Origin of the sequence: uncultured Methanobrevibacter sp. (assembly GCF_902788255.1) — an archaeon.
Classification (GTDB): Archaea; Methanobacteriota; Methanobacteria; order Methanobacteriales; family Methanobacteriaceae; genus Methanocatella.
The window spans coordinates 17,776-31,897 of record NZ_CADAJR010000019.1; the positions used below are offsets into that span (position 1 = coordinate 17,776).

Sequence of the window (14,122 nt, forward strand, 5' to 3'; positions counted from 1 at the left end):
TCCATATCACTATTAAAAAAATAATACAATATCAAAAAAGTGAACTTGCATACAATAAACAAAAAAAATAGTAAAAAAAAGAGTTATTTAAAATAACTCCTGTTGGAGATAACCTAATCTCCCTTATTCCAATTTACGATACCATAAACAATACATAGAAGTGTGGACAGGATAATTCCAACATATACTCCCCAAATCCATGGGTCTTCCATACCTAAAATCATCATTATGCATCACTTCCTTTTGTGTCTATGTTTTCAAATGCTTTGTCAATAACCTCATCAGCAGGAGGTTTGGTCAGTAAACTTACTACGATTGTAAATATTGCTGATACAGGCACTGCAATCAGCATTACATCAATAAATGGCCATGGAGCGGCCGGCAGGATTGTTTCAACACCAAGGATGAATTGGCATATTCCAAGTCCCACTGCAGTCTTTTTAAATACGAATATTAACCAGAATAAACTTACGAATGTTCCGGACAATATTCCTGCAATGGCTCCAAGTCTTGTGATTCCCTTCCAGTAGAGTGCTCCTAAAAATACAGGCAGGAATGCCGCTGCACAGATTTCAAAGAACAGGCTTGTACCTAATGCAACTACACTTCCCGGAAGTGAAAATGCCATTACCAATGCCAAAATGATAGCTATCAAGATACCTACTCTTGAAATGCTTACCTGATCAAGCTTTTGTTTGGATTTTTCCCTTATTGTACCGTAGATATCCACACCAAAGGCAGTTCCCTGTGTGTGAAGCTGTGATGAAATTGTTGACATTGCAGCCGCAATAAGGGACAATAGGAAAATATATACAAACCATTCAGGAAGTGCCATTGTAATGAATGTCGGAATAATCTTATCGATGTTTCCTCCAACAACATCCACTGCAATCTTACCCAATTTATCGAAGAAATATACATTGGATAGGGATCCTACAATATAAGCGGTTGTCGGCATGATTGCAATGAATATACCTCCAATAAGAACTGACCTGTTAAGTTCCTTATCTGATTTAACGGTCATGAACCTTACAATCAATGAAGGTTGTGCGAGTACCCCGATACCTACACCAATCAATGTTGAGGATACAAGTGACCACCAGAAAGGTGTTCCAAATTCCGGAAACGAAGTCCAACCTGTTCCGCCCGTTGCCATTGCATCGGCAGGATACAAGTGACCCATGTTTGTAAGTGCGGTGTTTGCTGTGTCCACTCCTCCAAGCAACCAGTAAACAAATACAAGAAGGAACATCATTGCCACAACCATGATGGTTCCCTGTAATGCGTCTGTATACATTACACCACGGATTCCACCAAAGAGCACATAGAATGTGATAATGATAGATAATATTAAAAGCGCAATGCTGAAATCAATCAGTAAGGATGATTCCAAAAATCTTGCAGCACCGATTAGCACTACCGCCGCATAAAGTGGCATTGCACAGAATATGATTAATCCGGATACATAGTGGATGAATTTGGAATCGAAACGTTTACCTAAAAATTCCGGAAATGTCAGGGATTCCAGTGCATGTCCCATACGACGGGTTCTTTTTCCTAAAAATACAAATGCGATAAATACACCAATTATAATATTTAAAAATGCTAGCCATAAAACACTCATTCCATATTGGCCTGCAACTCCACCGAAACCTACAATTGCCGCCGTTGAGATGAATGTTGCACCATAACTCATAGCCATAATGAATGGGTGTGTGTCTTTACCAGCAATCATAAAGTCTTCAGAGGAATTGGTTTTCTTGTAAGCATAGTAACCTACAAAGACTAAGGCGAATATGTAAACAATAAATATTATTGCCAAAATCATAACGTCCATAATTAATTACCTCTAAAAATATTCACCATTTAATATATTGCTTGTAAAATATTTAAACATTATTATAATACCTTATGGTACATTATCGTTCATCAAAGTACAAAATAATTTACACCATGAATTTGGCCGTGATCCGTGCCGTTTTCCTTGAATTTGAGCATGATTCTAATGGCGTCTTCAACATCCAACTCAATGTTATCATCAAGCATCAACTGTGCATTCAAATCATCAGTCAGATGCTTATAGATTGCTCCCTTGTACAATTCAACATAATTTTCATCTTCCTTTTGAACATTAGCCTCATTCAGCAAATCCAGTGCCCCCTCATAGTCTTTTGAAAGCAATTTCATGAAAAACAGAGGCATGGAATCAATTAGCCTTTTATCGGAAATGTCGTATAACTTCACTATTGCCTCCTCCTGAGATTTCTTATCCCTGAGCTGAACAGCAGTTAAAAACTTTTCATCCAATGCATCCACATAATTTTCATCAATTTCCAATGCCATATTGACATATTCAAGAGCCTTCGAATTGTCATGCAAATAATTGTACAATTTGGCCATGTACAACAAATCCACCTTGTCGGTTTTATCAACAATCCTTTCTAAATGGATAAGGGCAGATTCCATCTCATCATACTCCTTTAAAAGTATATGGCATCTGGCCTTGTCAAACCACAATGGAAATTCCCGAGGATACTTTTCAATTAACCGATTTGATAATGACAGGGCTTGCCTATATCGTTTTAAATGAATCAGACAGGAAATTTTGTACAGCAAAGAAATTTCATAATCATCATCGTCTTGGCCAATACCTTCAAAATGCTTTAATGCACAATCATAACTTTCATTTTCAAATTCTTCAATTCCTTGTTTGAATTTAGATTTCATTAAAATCACCACGATAATCTATAAAATAATCAACATATAAATGTTATAGTTTAAATAAAGTCAATATTGATGTTTATTTATAATTTAACAAGTTTAAATCAATTTTTACCTTAACTTGAAAAAATAAAAAAATTAAACAAATTAACAAAGTTTTATATGATTCAAAGTGAATAATTAAAATATTAATAAAATTTGAAAAAATAGGGATACTATGTTTTGGAATGAAAAAGCAGAATGTATGAATAAAGAAGAAAAAGAAAAAGTACAACTAGAAAGACTACAAAAGACTGTAAAGCTCGCCTATGAAAATGTCGAGTTTTATAAAAAAAGATTCGATGAAATCGGATTAAAACCAGAAGATATTAAAACATTAAAAGACATTGAAAAAATTCCATTTACAACAAAAAGTGACCTAAGAGAAGCTTATCCATTAGGACTTTTAGCAGTCCCTCGTGAAGAGATTGTGGAAGTACACGCATCATCCGGAACCACAGGAAAACCAACCGTAACCGCATATACCCAAAATGACTTGGACATTTGGGGAGAATGTATTGCACGTGGACTCAAAATGGCCGGTGCTAAAGAAGAATACATTATCCAAAACGCATACGGATACGGATTATTCACCGGAGGATTCGGTATACACCACGGTGGGAATAAAATGGGAGCAATCACAATTCCAATTTCTGCGGGAAACACCCGAAGACAATTAGATACAATGATAGACTTCCAAAGTGATATCCTAACATGTACCCCTTCATATGCAATGTATCTTGGTGAATCAAGAGAAAAGGCAGGAATCGCATTAGAAGACATTAATCTGAAAGCAGGAATCCACGGAGCTGAAATGTGGACAAACGAAATGAGAAAAAGAATTGAAACTTCTCTTGGAATTAAAACCCACAACATCTACGGTTTAACCGAAGTAATGGGTCCTGGTGTAGCACAGGAATGTGACTGTCAGAACGGAATGCACATTCAGGATGACCACTTCTACCCTGAAATAATCGATCCAAAAACCGGTGAAACCTTGGATTACGGTGAAAATGGAGAACTTGTCCTAACTTCACTTACCAAAACTGGAATGCCTATTTTAAGATTTAGAACAAAAGACTTGACATCACTCATCGGTGAGAAATGTGAATGTGGAAGAACCACTGTCAGAATGACCAGAATTACCGGTAGAAGTGATGACATGCTTAAAATCAAAGGAGTTATGGTTTTCCCATCCCAAATTGAAAAAGCATTACTTAAAGTTTCAGGCGCAAGCCCTAACTACATGATCCACGTAACCAGACCGGACATTCTTGATGAAGTAGAAGTGAAAGTAGAAGCTTCAAAAGAGTTATTCTCAGATGAAATGAAAAAAATGGAACAAGTTGAAAAACAAATTCAGGCATCCATCAGATCAGAAACTGGAATCAGGGTTGACGTTACTATTGTTGAACCGGAATCCCTTCCAAGAAGCGAAGGTAAAGCAGTACGTGTAATTGACGAAAGAAATCTTTAAAAAGGTGATAAGATGGCAGTTAAACAAATCTCAATTTTCGTAGAAAACAAAGAAGGAAGAATTAAAAAAGCAATCGACACATTAGCAAAAGCTAATATCAACATCCGTGCATTATCCATTGCAGACACAACCAAATATGGTATTTTAAGATTGATTGTTTCAGATAACAAAACAGCAATTGAAGCACTTGAAAAAGACGGTTTTATTGTTAAAGAAAATGAAGTTATCGTTTTAGCAATACCTGACGAACCAAACGGATTAAATTCAACCTTGGCTGTTTTTGATGAAAAAAATATTAACCTTGAATATTTATATGCATTTGTCGGAAGCAACAGCAATGAAGCTATTGTTGCAATGAGATTAGAAAACATGGAAATGGCAATCGATGCACTTAAAGGCAGCAACGTTAAAATTTTAGACGAAGCAGACATTAAAAATATATAGAAAAGATTTACTCTTTTCTCCTATTTTTTTTAAACACCACTAAAATTAGAAAAACTATCTATAAAAAAAATCCACACTAATTTTGTAAAAATATTAAAAAAAGATAAGAAAAAGATATCTAAAATTCTTTTAAAAGATTAGATATATCTTCTCTTGAATAACCCAAACGTACAAAAAGACTTTTTAAAGGTTCATTATCAGGAATAGTGCCTAATTCTCTCCAATTTTTAAAGTCATTGCTCAATATACCATTAATTAAAAGTTGAATGGTAATTAAATCATCACTTTTAATAGCAATGAAAGCGTCTTCATCTTTAAAAACATTTTCAGGATCAATTAATGATATCCTTCCGTTTCTGTCTTTTTTTACAATAGCATTGTCAATTTTATAAGCCATAATACCACAACTGTTAATCTAATTAAATATATTATATAAATACTATTTAAAATTTAACCTTTGATAGATTTGTACCCACTTTCAATAGCCTTTAAATTCATGTCATGGAATTTAGGTTTTAAGTTATTTTTCATTGCATCAATGACAGATTCCTTTGTTAGTGGAAACTTGTCATCAGCAGTAACCGCACCTAAAAGAACCATATTCAATGATAAAACGCTTCCCGCATCAATAGCCAATTGGGTTCCGTCTATAGGCAGCACATGCTTAAAGTTTTCCTTTAATGTTCTGGTTATGCTGTCAACACTAGGATAAGCCTTGTCTGTTGAAGATGGGATTATCGGATGAGTATTGTAAACGATCTTGGTTTCAGAGTTGACCTTGTCAAGTCCCCTTATAGTTTCAATAGGCTCAAAGGAAAGCAACATGTCTGCACCCTGTTTTGGTATGATTGATGAATTGTATCCTCCAATTTTCAATTCAGTTGATACGGATCCTCCTCTTTGAGACATACCGTGAATTTCACTCATAACTACATCCAAACCCTGGTTCATTGCAGCTTCACCAATGATTGTGGAGGTTTTAATAATTCCTTGACCTCCTACACCGCAAATATAAATACTATAATGATTATCCATATTATCACCTACCTGCCTCTAGAGCACCATACTTACAAACCTGTATACAAACATTACAGCCGTCACATTGCGCTTCATCAATTACTATCTTTCCATTGATTTTTGAAATGGCCGGACATGCCAGTTCACTTACACACTTGTCACAGTTATTACAGTTTTTCTCAACCAGCTGTACAGGAGGTTTTTTAGTCAAACCTTTAATCAAAGTACATGGAGCTTTTGATATGATAACTGCAGTATCTTCTCTTTCAATAGCCTCTTTATAAGTTTTAACGACTTGGTCTAAATTAAACGGATTGATTACACGTACAAAATCACATCCGCATGCCAGAGCAAGTTTACGGATTGAAACTTCAGGAGCCTCATCGCCCATTCCGTCAACAGGAATTCCAGGGTTAGGCTGACCACCGGTCATTGCAGTGATTCTGTTGTCAAGAACGGTCAATACAAAATTGTGTTTGTTGTGTACCGCATTGATTAATGGTGAAACACCACTGTGGAAAAATGTGGAATCTCCAATGAAGCTTACAACCTTCTGGTCAGTTGAAACTGAAAATCCGCAGCCGTCACCGACACTTGAACCCATTGACAATAGGTAATCGGCAGCATTGTAAGGAGGATTGATACCTAAAGTGTAACAACCGATATCTGAAGCAAATACAACATCGGATGGTTTCAAACCCAATTCCTCGATTGCAATGTTTACTCCATAATACATTGCCCTGTGAGGACATCCCGCACACAATACCGGAGCACGTGAAGGAATATCGTCCTGAAGCTTTTCAAGACTTGAAGAGAATTTAACTTCTGAATCCTGTTTGAAATTTAAAACCTTGTTTATGCCGTCGGCCACGACATCGGAGTTGAATTCATGATAAATAGGAAAAGTTTCATCCAGTTTACCGTGCACTGTAACATTGAGTTTTTCAGCACCAACAACCGCCAAGGTATCTCTTTCAATAATCGGGTCCACTTCCTCGACAATGAAAACCTCATCCAAATCCTTCAGGAATTCGGCTACAAGGTCATGAGGGAACGGATATGAAAATCCTAATTTTAAGATGTTAATGTCCAAATCATTGAACTTGCAGACATCATGGGCATAATTGTATGCACTGCTTGAGGTTATTATACCGTACTTCTTATCGCCTGAAAGTTCAACTTCCCTATTGAATTCACTTTCATTGGTTAGTTTTTCAATTTTATGGATTTTGTCCCATAATCTTACGTGCATATCTCCTGCAAAGGCCGGAACCGGAACATACTTGGAAGGGTCCTTGTTAAAGTGTCCTCTTTTCCAGTGATTGTCGTTGTTTGATGAATTGTCAGCCACATCTCCGAATTCGACAACACCCCTCATATGGGATACACGGGTTGTTGTTCTCACAATTACCGGTATTTTAAACTGTTCTGATAAATCAAATGCATATTTAACCATATCTTTTACTTCTTGACAGTTGGATGGTTCTAAAATAGGCATGTTAGCTAATTTTGCATAATTACGAGTATCCTGTTCATTTTGAGATGAGAAAAGTGAAGGGTCATCGGCTGACAGGATCACCATTCCGCCGTTCACACCGGAATATGCGGTAGTCATGAATGAATCCGCAGCGGCATTCAAACCTACATGTTTCATGAATGTAAATGACCTTAAACCAGAAGCCGCAGCAGTGGCAGCAACTTCCATGGCGACCTTTTCATTAGTTGAAAATTCAAAATAGATATTCGCATCCTTAGCCAATACTGACAATATATTTCCAATTTCTGATGAAGGAGTTCCTGGATATGTAGCTGCAATGGAAACACCTGCCTCAATAACTCCCCTTACAGCAGCTTCATTACCTAGCAAAAACTGTTTTTCACCAGATACTCCTGTGACTAATTCTTTTAAATTCATTATAATTTCCTCAAAATAATATTAATAACAATATATTATATAGTACAACAAACTATAAATATATATTATAATGTTTTATAAACTTACAAGTTTAGAGGGGAAATGATGATTAAAGTTTATGTTTCAAGATTCAATAGTGAAACAGACACAGAACCTCATCTGGAGTGTTATGAAATTGAAAAGACACCCCATATGAAGGTTCTCGATGCTCTGCAAGCTATTAATGACAAATATGATGCAGATATCAGTTTTCAAAGTTCCTGTAGGGCAGGACAATGCGGATCCTGCGGAATATTATTCAAAGGAAATGGGGCCCTTGCCTGTCAGAAGGAAATTAAGGACGGAGCAATAATCGAACCTCTCCATTTTCCAGTTATTAAGGATTTGATTGTTGACAGGTCAAGCATTGAAGCTAAAGTAAAGCAATTGGAACTGTCTCTTCAATGTGACCATAAATGTGAAAGCATCAACGAAGACATCACAAAAAGTGAATCCAGCGAAACTAAAAAGGTAAGAAGCTGTATCGAATGTTATTCCTGCCTTTCAACCTGTCCGGTTGTCAACATTGCAACTGAGGAGTTTGGCGGACCGTACCTTATGAGATACATCAGGAAATTTGAAACAGATCCAAGAGATAACTTTGACAGACTCAAAGAAGCCCTTGATGACGGATTGTACAACTGTACAAGTTGCGGCAAATGCTTATCCGTTTGTCCGAAAAACATAAACACCTTTGGAGACGCAATTGAAAAGATGCGTGCAATTGCAGTGGCCAACGGTTCAGGACCTCTCCCAGAACATGTTGCATTCAAGGAAAACATTTTGGAAACCGGAAGGTCTGTTAAAACCAAAAATACACCATTCCTCAAGGAAGCTGTACACGAAACCGGCTCCAAAATTGCGTTCTTTACAGGCTGTATGGTGGACTACAAATTCCCCGAACTTGGCCACACATTAGTTAAAATTTTAAAGGAAAACGGAATTGACATTGATGTTCCTGAAGGCCAGGTATGCTGCGGCTCACCCCTTTTAAGAACAGGCCAGACTGATATCGTCCAGGACCTTGTTGATAAAAACAAGGAAGTGTTTAAAGATTACGACACGGTCATTACAATCTGTTCCGGCTGTGGAGCTACACTGAAAAACAATCATCCTCATTTTGGATCTGAACTAAATGTAATGGACATAAGTGAATTTCTGGAAGACAAAATCGACGCTTCAAAACTAAATGAAGTGAACATGAAAGTCACATATCACGACCCATGCCATTTAGGAAGAGGACAGGGAATAAAAGATGCTCCTAGAAACATTATTGAAATGATTCCTGGAGTGGAATTTGAAGAGATGAAATATCCTTGCCAGTGCTGCGGCGCAGGCGGAGGAATCAAATCCGGAAAACCTGAAATTGCAATGGACTTATCAAAATCCAAAGCTGAGATGATAAAGGATACAGGTGCCGAAGCAGTAATTACAATATGTCCGTTCTGTGAATTGAACCTGCAGGATGGTTTGAATGCAATTGACTTGGAAAACGTTGAATCAATGCATATTCTCAAATTATTAGAAAAAAGTTATGAATAAGATTACTTGGAGTTGATTAAAATAGGAGATGCTGCCGTAACTGAAGAAAAAGTGGTGGAAACAACTGCCATGAATTCCCCAGAAAGCAAAGAAGAAAGCAAAACCGAAAAGAAATCAACATCTACAAAAAAAGCAAAATCAAAAACCCAATCCCGAGGCAGTGCCAGGGCTAAACTCATTAGGGAAAAAGAGGAAAAGGAACTTAACCTATTTAAAGAAAATATTTACATCGTTTTTGTTGAATGTGAAACCCCTGGAAATGTTGGTTTTCTGGCAAGGACAATGGCAAACTTCGGATTGAAGAATTTGGTTTTGATAAATCCAACAAAATTAACAAATGAAGCTTATTACCAGGCAACACATGGAAAGTATATCGTGGAAAATGCAAAGATATACCAGAGCCTGGATGAGTTTTACCAGTCACAAAGAATCGACTTCAAGGTTGCATCTACAGGAATGGCTGGAGGAAGCTACAATTTATCAAGAATTCCAATAAGGCCTGAAGAGCTTGGCAAATCAATGAACGTTTCAAATAAGATTGCAATACTGTTTGGAAGAGAGGGGGATGGACTGACAAATAAGGAAATAAGTGATTGTGACATTTGCGTATCCATTCCAACCGATCCGACATACCCAATAATGAACATTTCACATGCAGCCGCAATAATATTTTATGAATTATTTAAAAACAAGCATGACTATGCAGTTGAGGGCCTGAGTGAAAGCAGCAATTTAGAAAAAGACTATTTGCAAAAAGATATGAACGATTTAATAGATTCTCTTGATATACCTGAGCATAAAAAGAAAAATGCTAAAAAGACATTCAACAACATTATTTCAAGAGCATTCATAACAGGACGAGAAGCCTTTACATTAAAAGGCATTTTAAGAAGATTAAAAAATAAGATTGGTGAACAATGAGGCGACCTAGATTTGTAGACATTAGCAGATTTTCTCTAAAATACGTCTTCAATTGGAGATTTTGGATTGCAGAAATTACAAAAAAATCAAAAGTATACAGAAAAATCGTTGACAAAATGCTTTTTGAAGATGACGAAATTATCGTCATTCCGAATACAATCAACATAAATCAGAAAATAGAATCAGAAGGCTCTGAATTTTTACCTACACAAATTATCAAGGATGTTATCAAACGTTGTGATGACATAGTAATTATGAATTCCTGCTTATGCAGGTCATCAAACAACTGTCAGGATTATCCTCAGGACATAGGTTGCATTTTCCTTGGACCTACAGCAAGAAAAATTCCTAAACATATTGGACATTTGGCCACAGTGGAAGAGGCATTAGAACAAGTTGATAGGGCAGATGAAGCAGGATTAAGCCACATTATCGGAAGAAATAAGATTGATACCGTTTGGATGAATATCAGACCTGGAAAAGGACTGTTAACAATCTGTCATTGCTGCCCATGTTGCTGTTTATGGAAAGTATATCCTAATTTAGATAATGAAATAAGTGAAAAATTAGAAAAACTTGACGGAGTCACAGTTAAACTTCAAGAAGAGAATTGTAAAATGTGTAAAAAATGTTTAAATGAAGTTTGCATGTTTGATTCCATTAGTCTAAAAGACAATAAAATATCCATTGATTATGATAATTGCAAAGGCTGCGGACTTTGCGTTAATGCATGTAAATTTGATGCTATAACAATTGATTATAGTGAAAAAACCATCGATAACATAGTTAATAGAATCGACAATTTATTAGAGATAAGAGAATTATAATTTGCGTGAAAATATGGCAATATTGAGTGATAAAACTATAAAAGAATACCTTGATGAGGGAAAAATTGGAATTGAACCCCTTTTAGATGAAAAACAAATCCAACCTTCATCCGTTGATATGAGATTAGGAGATGAATTTAAAGTATTTAAGGTTATCAGAAAACCATATATCGACCCGAAAGATGAAGAAGACGTTGCATCATATATGGAATCAACAACCGTCCCTAAAGGAGATGCATTTATAATTCATCCAAATGAATTCGCACTAGCTACCACATTAGAATATGTTAAAATACCTGATGACCTTGTTGCAAGGGTAGAAGGCAGATCCAGTATGGGCAGGTTAGGAGTGACTATGCACGTTACAGCAGGTTTTATCGACCCTGGTTTTGAAGGAAAGATAACTTTGGAAATATCAAACATCGGAGCAATGCCTGTTGCATTATATCCTGGACAAAGAGTATGTCAGATTGTGTTTGAAACCATGACAACACCTTCCGAATTACCATATGGACACCCAAGCAGAAAAAGTAAATATATGGGTCAAACTCGCCCTGAAAGCAGTAGAGTTAAATTAGATTATGAATTAAAAAAAGATTAGGAGCAATTATTTATGAATCATGATAAAATGTCAAATATTAGTGCAAAAAGAGGATTTTTATGGCCATCTTTTGAGATATATTCCGGAGTATCAGGTTTTACCGATTATGGTCCTCTTGGAGCCAGTTTAAAAAATAACATCATGCAGAAATGGAGAAAACAATACGTTTCTGGTGAAGGGTTCTATGAAATTGAAGGACCAACTGTAATGCCAAAAGAAGTTCTGAAGGCATCAGGACACGTGGACAACTTTACCGATCCTATGTGTAAATGCGAAGAATGTGGAGAAGTTTTCAGAGCGGACCACATTATCGAAGAGGTCATTGGTGAGGACGTGGAAAGCCTTGAAAACGAGGAGCTTGACCAAATCGTTATCGACAACAACATCGTATGTCCGGAATGTGGAGGAAAACTTTCAAACATCTGGAATTATAACCTCATGTTTAAAACTGAAATCGGTGCCAAAGGTGATAAAGTAGGTTATATGAGACCTGAAACAGCACAGGGAATATTCATCCTATTCAAACGTTTGGAAAGATTCTTCAGAGGAAAATTGCCTTTCGGTGCAGTGCAGCTGGGAAAAGCATACAGAAACGAAATATCCCCAAGACAGGGAGTAATCAGACTCCGTGAATTTACCCAGGCCGAAGCTGAAATATTTTTAAACCCTAAGGACAAGACCCATCCTAAATTTTCACAGATTGAAGATGTGATGCTGCGCTTAAATTCACAGGAAGTTCAGGAAAACAATTTGGAACCTTTAGAAATAACCGCTCGTGAAGCACTTGACAAAGGTATTGTAGCAAATGAAATGCTGATTTATCAATTATATTTAGCACGTAAATTCCTGACTGAAATTGGAATACCTGAAGATGTTTTAAGATTCAGACAACACCTCAAAGGAGAAATGGCCCATTATGCCCTTGATTGCTGGGACGTTGAAGTTAAAACCGACAAATACGGTTGGGTTGAAATAATCGGAATTGCAGACAGGGGAGACTACGACTTAAGTTCCCACTCCAAATTCAGTAATGACGAATTGAACGTGTTCATTGAATACGATGAACCTAAAAAAGTTCAAAAAACAATCGTCAAACCTAACTTATCCAAATTCGGACCGATATTTAAAGGAGATTCTCCTAAAGTCAAACAGGCAATCGAAGAGGCTGATGTTGATGAAGTCAAACAGGCCTTGGAAAACGACGGCAAATTCACCATCGAATTGGATAAGGTTTATGAAGTAACCGAAGATTTGCTTATCTTTGAGGATGTTGAAGAGGAAATTACCGGAGAAAAAATTGTTCCCCATGTAATTGAACCGTCATTCGGTATTGACCGTATTACCTACTCAGTTTTACTTCACTCCTTTACCGAAACCGATGAAAAGGACTACTTCAAGTTTGATAAATCAGTAGCACCAGTTCAGCTTGGAATTTTCCCATTGGTAAACAAGAAGGGACTTCCGGAAGTTGCACAGGAATTGACTGAAACCTTAAGAATGGAAGGTTTTAAAGTTGAATATGATGCAACCGGAACCATCGGTAAAAGATACGCAAGAGCTGATGAGATTGGTATTCCACTTGCAGTAACTGTTGATTTCGACACCTTAGAAGACAATCAGGTCACTATAAGAGACAGAGACACTGAAGCTCAGGAAAGAATAGCAATCGAAGACTTGAAAGATTACTTAGAAAAATTTTATAAATGAGTGTAAACTCATTTATTACTCTTTTTAAAATTTCTAAATAGGTTATTGGCCCACATCATCGCATCCTTGTTTTCAGATACCACCAATCTGTTTTGATCAAAATGACCATTATCCTTAAACAAACCCAAAATCATCATTTTATCAGTGACAATCAAGAGAAAATTGTTTTTAGATTTGAATGATGATATGTATCGGGAGTCCGATTTTTTCTCATAAATATCATAGATTTCATCAGAAACGATTAAATCCACAAATTTTCCATCATTGACTAGTGAATTTAACCTTTCATTGAAGTTAAGCTGATAAAATGGCAGAATGCAACGTGCACGATTAGCATCAGCCAATGAAGATTCAATGCAGGTATTGATTTTATATGCATCGATGCCGACTGATTCCACCAACTCCGCTTTTCCAAGCAAATACAATTCATTTATGGATTTTTCCGGAACCATATCAATAACATGACCCTCAATAATGTTAAAGAATCTGTTAAGCAAGTTTACAACTTCCTTAAGTTCCAAAACATGTTTTATCTGTACTTTTAGGGAATTGGATAAAAAGTATTTGTTGGATTCACGGTAAACAAAATCCCTAATTTCCAAACCATGCAAAGTGCTTGAAATTGAACTGTAGTTTAATTCAGTGCTTTTAGCCAGATCCTTCATGTTTTGGGATTTTTCTAATAGTGAAGCCAATATTTTTAATCTGATAATTGAATTTGCAGCGAATTTAACATCATCAGATACCACATCATAGTTTTTTAAGTAGTTTGAACTTTCTGTCATATTTGTCACCTACATTTTATTACTCGCACCTTTATTTTTTATTACGATAGGATATATAAACTCTTGAAGTGCAGAAAAGTGAAAAAT

The 14,122-nt window shown here is 36.3% G+C and carries 14 protein-coding genes; 7 read left to right on the top strand and 7 right to left on the bottom strand.

What is annotated here, in order from left to right; genetic code table 11:
- Positions 1-113 precede the first annotated feature (113 nt).
- The 3 genes from QZV03_RS11255 to QZV03_RS06250 all read right to left on the bottom strand — a co-directional run bounded on the left by QZV03_RS11255 (position 114) and on the right by QZV03_RS06250 (position 2,727).
- Positions 114-227 (bottom strand): symporter small accessory protein, encoded by a 114-nt coding sequence (locus QZV03_RS11255; protein WP_342764229.1) that lies wholly within the window; start codon positions 225-227, stop codon positions 114-116.
- Positions 227-1,837: a sodium:solute symporter gene (locus QZV03_RS06245; protein WP_296874939.1), complete on the bottom strand. Its 1,611-nt coding sequence runs from the start codon at positions 1,835-1,837 to the stop codon at positions 227-229. Before QZV03_RS06245 ends, QZV03_RS11255 begins: the two co-directional genes overlap by 1 nt.
- Positions 1,838-1,929: 92 nt before the next feature.
- Positions 1,930-2,727 carry a lipopolysaccharide assembly protein LapB gene (locus QZV03_RS06250; protein WP_296874941.1) on the bottom strand — a complete coding sequence of 266 codons (798 nt, stop codon included), beginning with the start codon at positions 2,725-2,727 and terminating at the stop codon, positions 1,930-1,932.
- 211 nt (positions 2,728-2,938) lie between these two features.
- Between QZV03_RS06250 and QZV03_RS06255 the strand changes: the two genes are divergently transcribed.
- On the top strand, positions 2,939-4,237 hold the full coding sequence (locus QZV03_RS06255) for a phenylacetate--CoA ligase family protein (RefSeq protein ID WP_296874943.1): 1,299 nt from the start codon (positions 2,939-2,941) through the stop codon (positions 4,235-4,237).
- Positions 4,238-4,249: 12 nt separating this feature from the next.
- The gene (locus QZV03_RS06260; RefSeq protein ID WP_296874945.1) at positions 4,250-4,681 is read left to right on the top strand and encodes an amino acid-binding protein; all 432 of its coding nucleotides are present in this window, start codon (positions 4,250-4,252) and stop codon (positions 4,679-4,681) included.
- Positions 4,682-4,799: 118 nt separating this feature from the next.
- Here QZV03_RS06260 and QZV03_RS06265 read toward each other — a convergent pair whose 3' ends face one another.
- From QZV03_RS06265 to iorA, 3 genes are read right to left on the bottom strand one after another with little or no spacing between them, the layout of a single operon-like run.
- Positions 4,800-5,078, bottom strand: a complete 279-nt coding sequence (locus QZV03_RS06265; protein ID WP_296874947.1) for a hypothetical protein — start codon at positions 5,076-5,078, stop codon at positions 4,800-4,802.
- Positions 5,079-5,131: 53 nt separating this feature from the next.
- Positions 5,132-5,716, bottom strand: coding sequence for an indolepyruvate oxidoreductase subunit beta (locus QZV03_RS06270; RefSeq protein WP_296874950.1), 585 nt, complete (start codon positions 5,714-5,716; stop codon positions 5,132-5,134).
- Positions 5,717-5,720: 4 nt separating this feature from the next.
- Positions 5,721-7,613 (bottom strand): indolepyruvate ferredoxin oxidoreductase subunit alpha, encoded by a 1,893-nt coding sequence (gene iorA / locus QZV03_RS06275; RefSeq protein WP_296874953.1) that lies wholly within the window; start codon positions 7,611-7,613, stop codon positions 5,721-5,723.
- Between the two features lie 105 nt (positions 7,614-7,718).
- Between iorA and tfrB the strand changes: the two genes are divergently transcribed.
- Genes tfrB through glyS form a run of 5 tightly spaced genes read left to right on the top strand, consistent with a single transcriptional unit; the run spans position 7,719 to position 13,250 of the window.
- On the top strand, positions 7,719-9,194 hold the full coding sequence (tfrB, locus tag QZV03_RS06280) for a fumarate reductase (CoM/CoB) subunit TfrB (protein WP_296874989.1): 1,476 nt from the start codon (positions 7,719-7,721) through the stop codon (positions 9,192-9,194).
- 12 nt (positions 9,195-9,206) lie between these two features.
- A complete protein-coding gene (locus tag QZV03_RS06285) occupies positions 9,207-10,115 on the top strand; it encodes a TrmJ/YjtD family RNA methyltransferase (protein WP_296874992.1) in 909 nt (302 codons plus the stop codon).
- Positions 10,112-10,942: a 4Fe-4S binding protein gene (locus tag QZV03_RS06290; RefSeq protein WP_296874956.1), complete on the top strand. Its 831-nt coding sequence runs from the start codon at positions 10,112-10,114 to the stop codon at positions 10,940-10,942. Before QZV03_RS06285 ends, QZV03_RS06290 begins: the two co-directional genes overlap by 4 nt.
- A 13-nt stretch (positions 10,943-10,955) precedes the next feature.
- Positions 10,956-11,543: a dCTP deaminase gene (dcd, locus tag QZV03_RS06295; RefSeq protein ID WP_296874958.1), complete on the top strand. Its 588-nt coding sequence runs from the start codon at positions 10,956-10,958 to the stop codon at positions 11,541-11,543.
- Between the two features lie 12 nt (positions 11,544-11,555).
- Positions 11,556-13,250 (top strand): glycine--tRNA ligase, encoded by a 1,695-nt coding sequence (gene glyS, locus QZV03_RS06300; protein WP_296874960.1) that lies wholly within the window; start codon positions 11,556-11,558, stop codon positions 13,248-13,250.
- Positions 13,251-13,258: 8 nt separating this feature from the next.
- Here glyS and QZV03_RS06305 read toward each other — a convergent pair whose 3' ends face one another.
- The gene (locus QZV03_RS06305) at positions 13,259-14,035 is read right to left on the bottom strand and encodes a winged helix-turn-helix domain-containing protein (protein WP_296874962.1); all 777 of its coding nucleotides are present in this window, start codon (positions 14,033-14,035) and stop codon (positions 13,259-13,261) included.
- Positions 14,036-14,122: the final 87 nt, after the last annotated feature.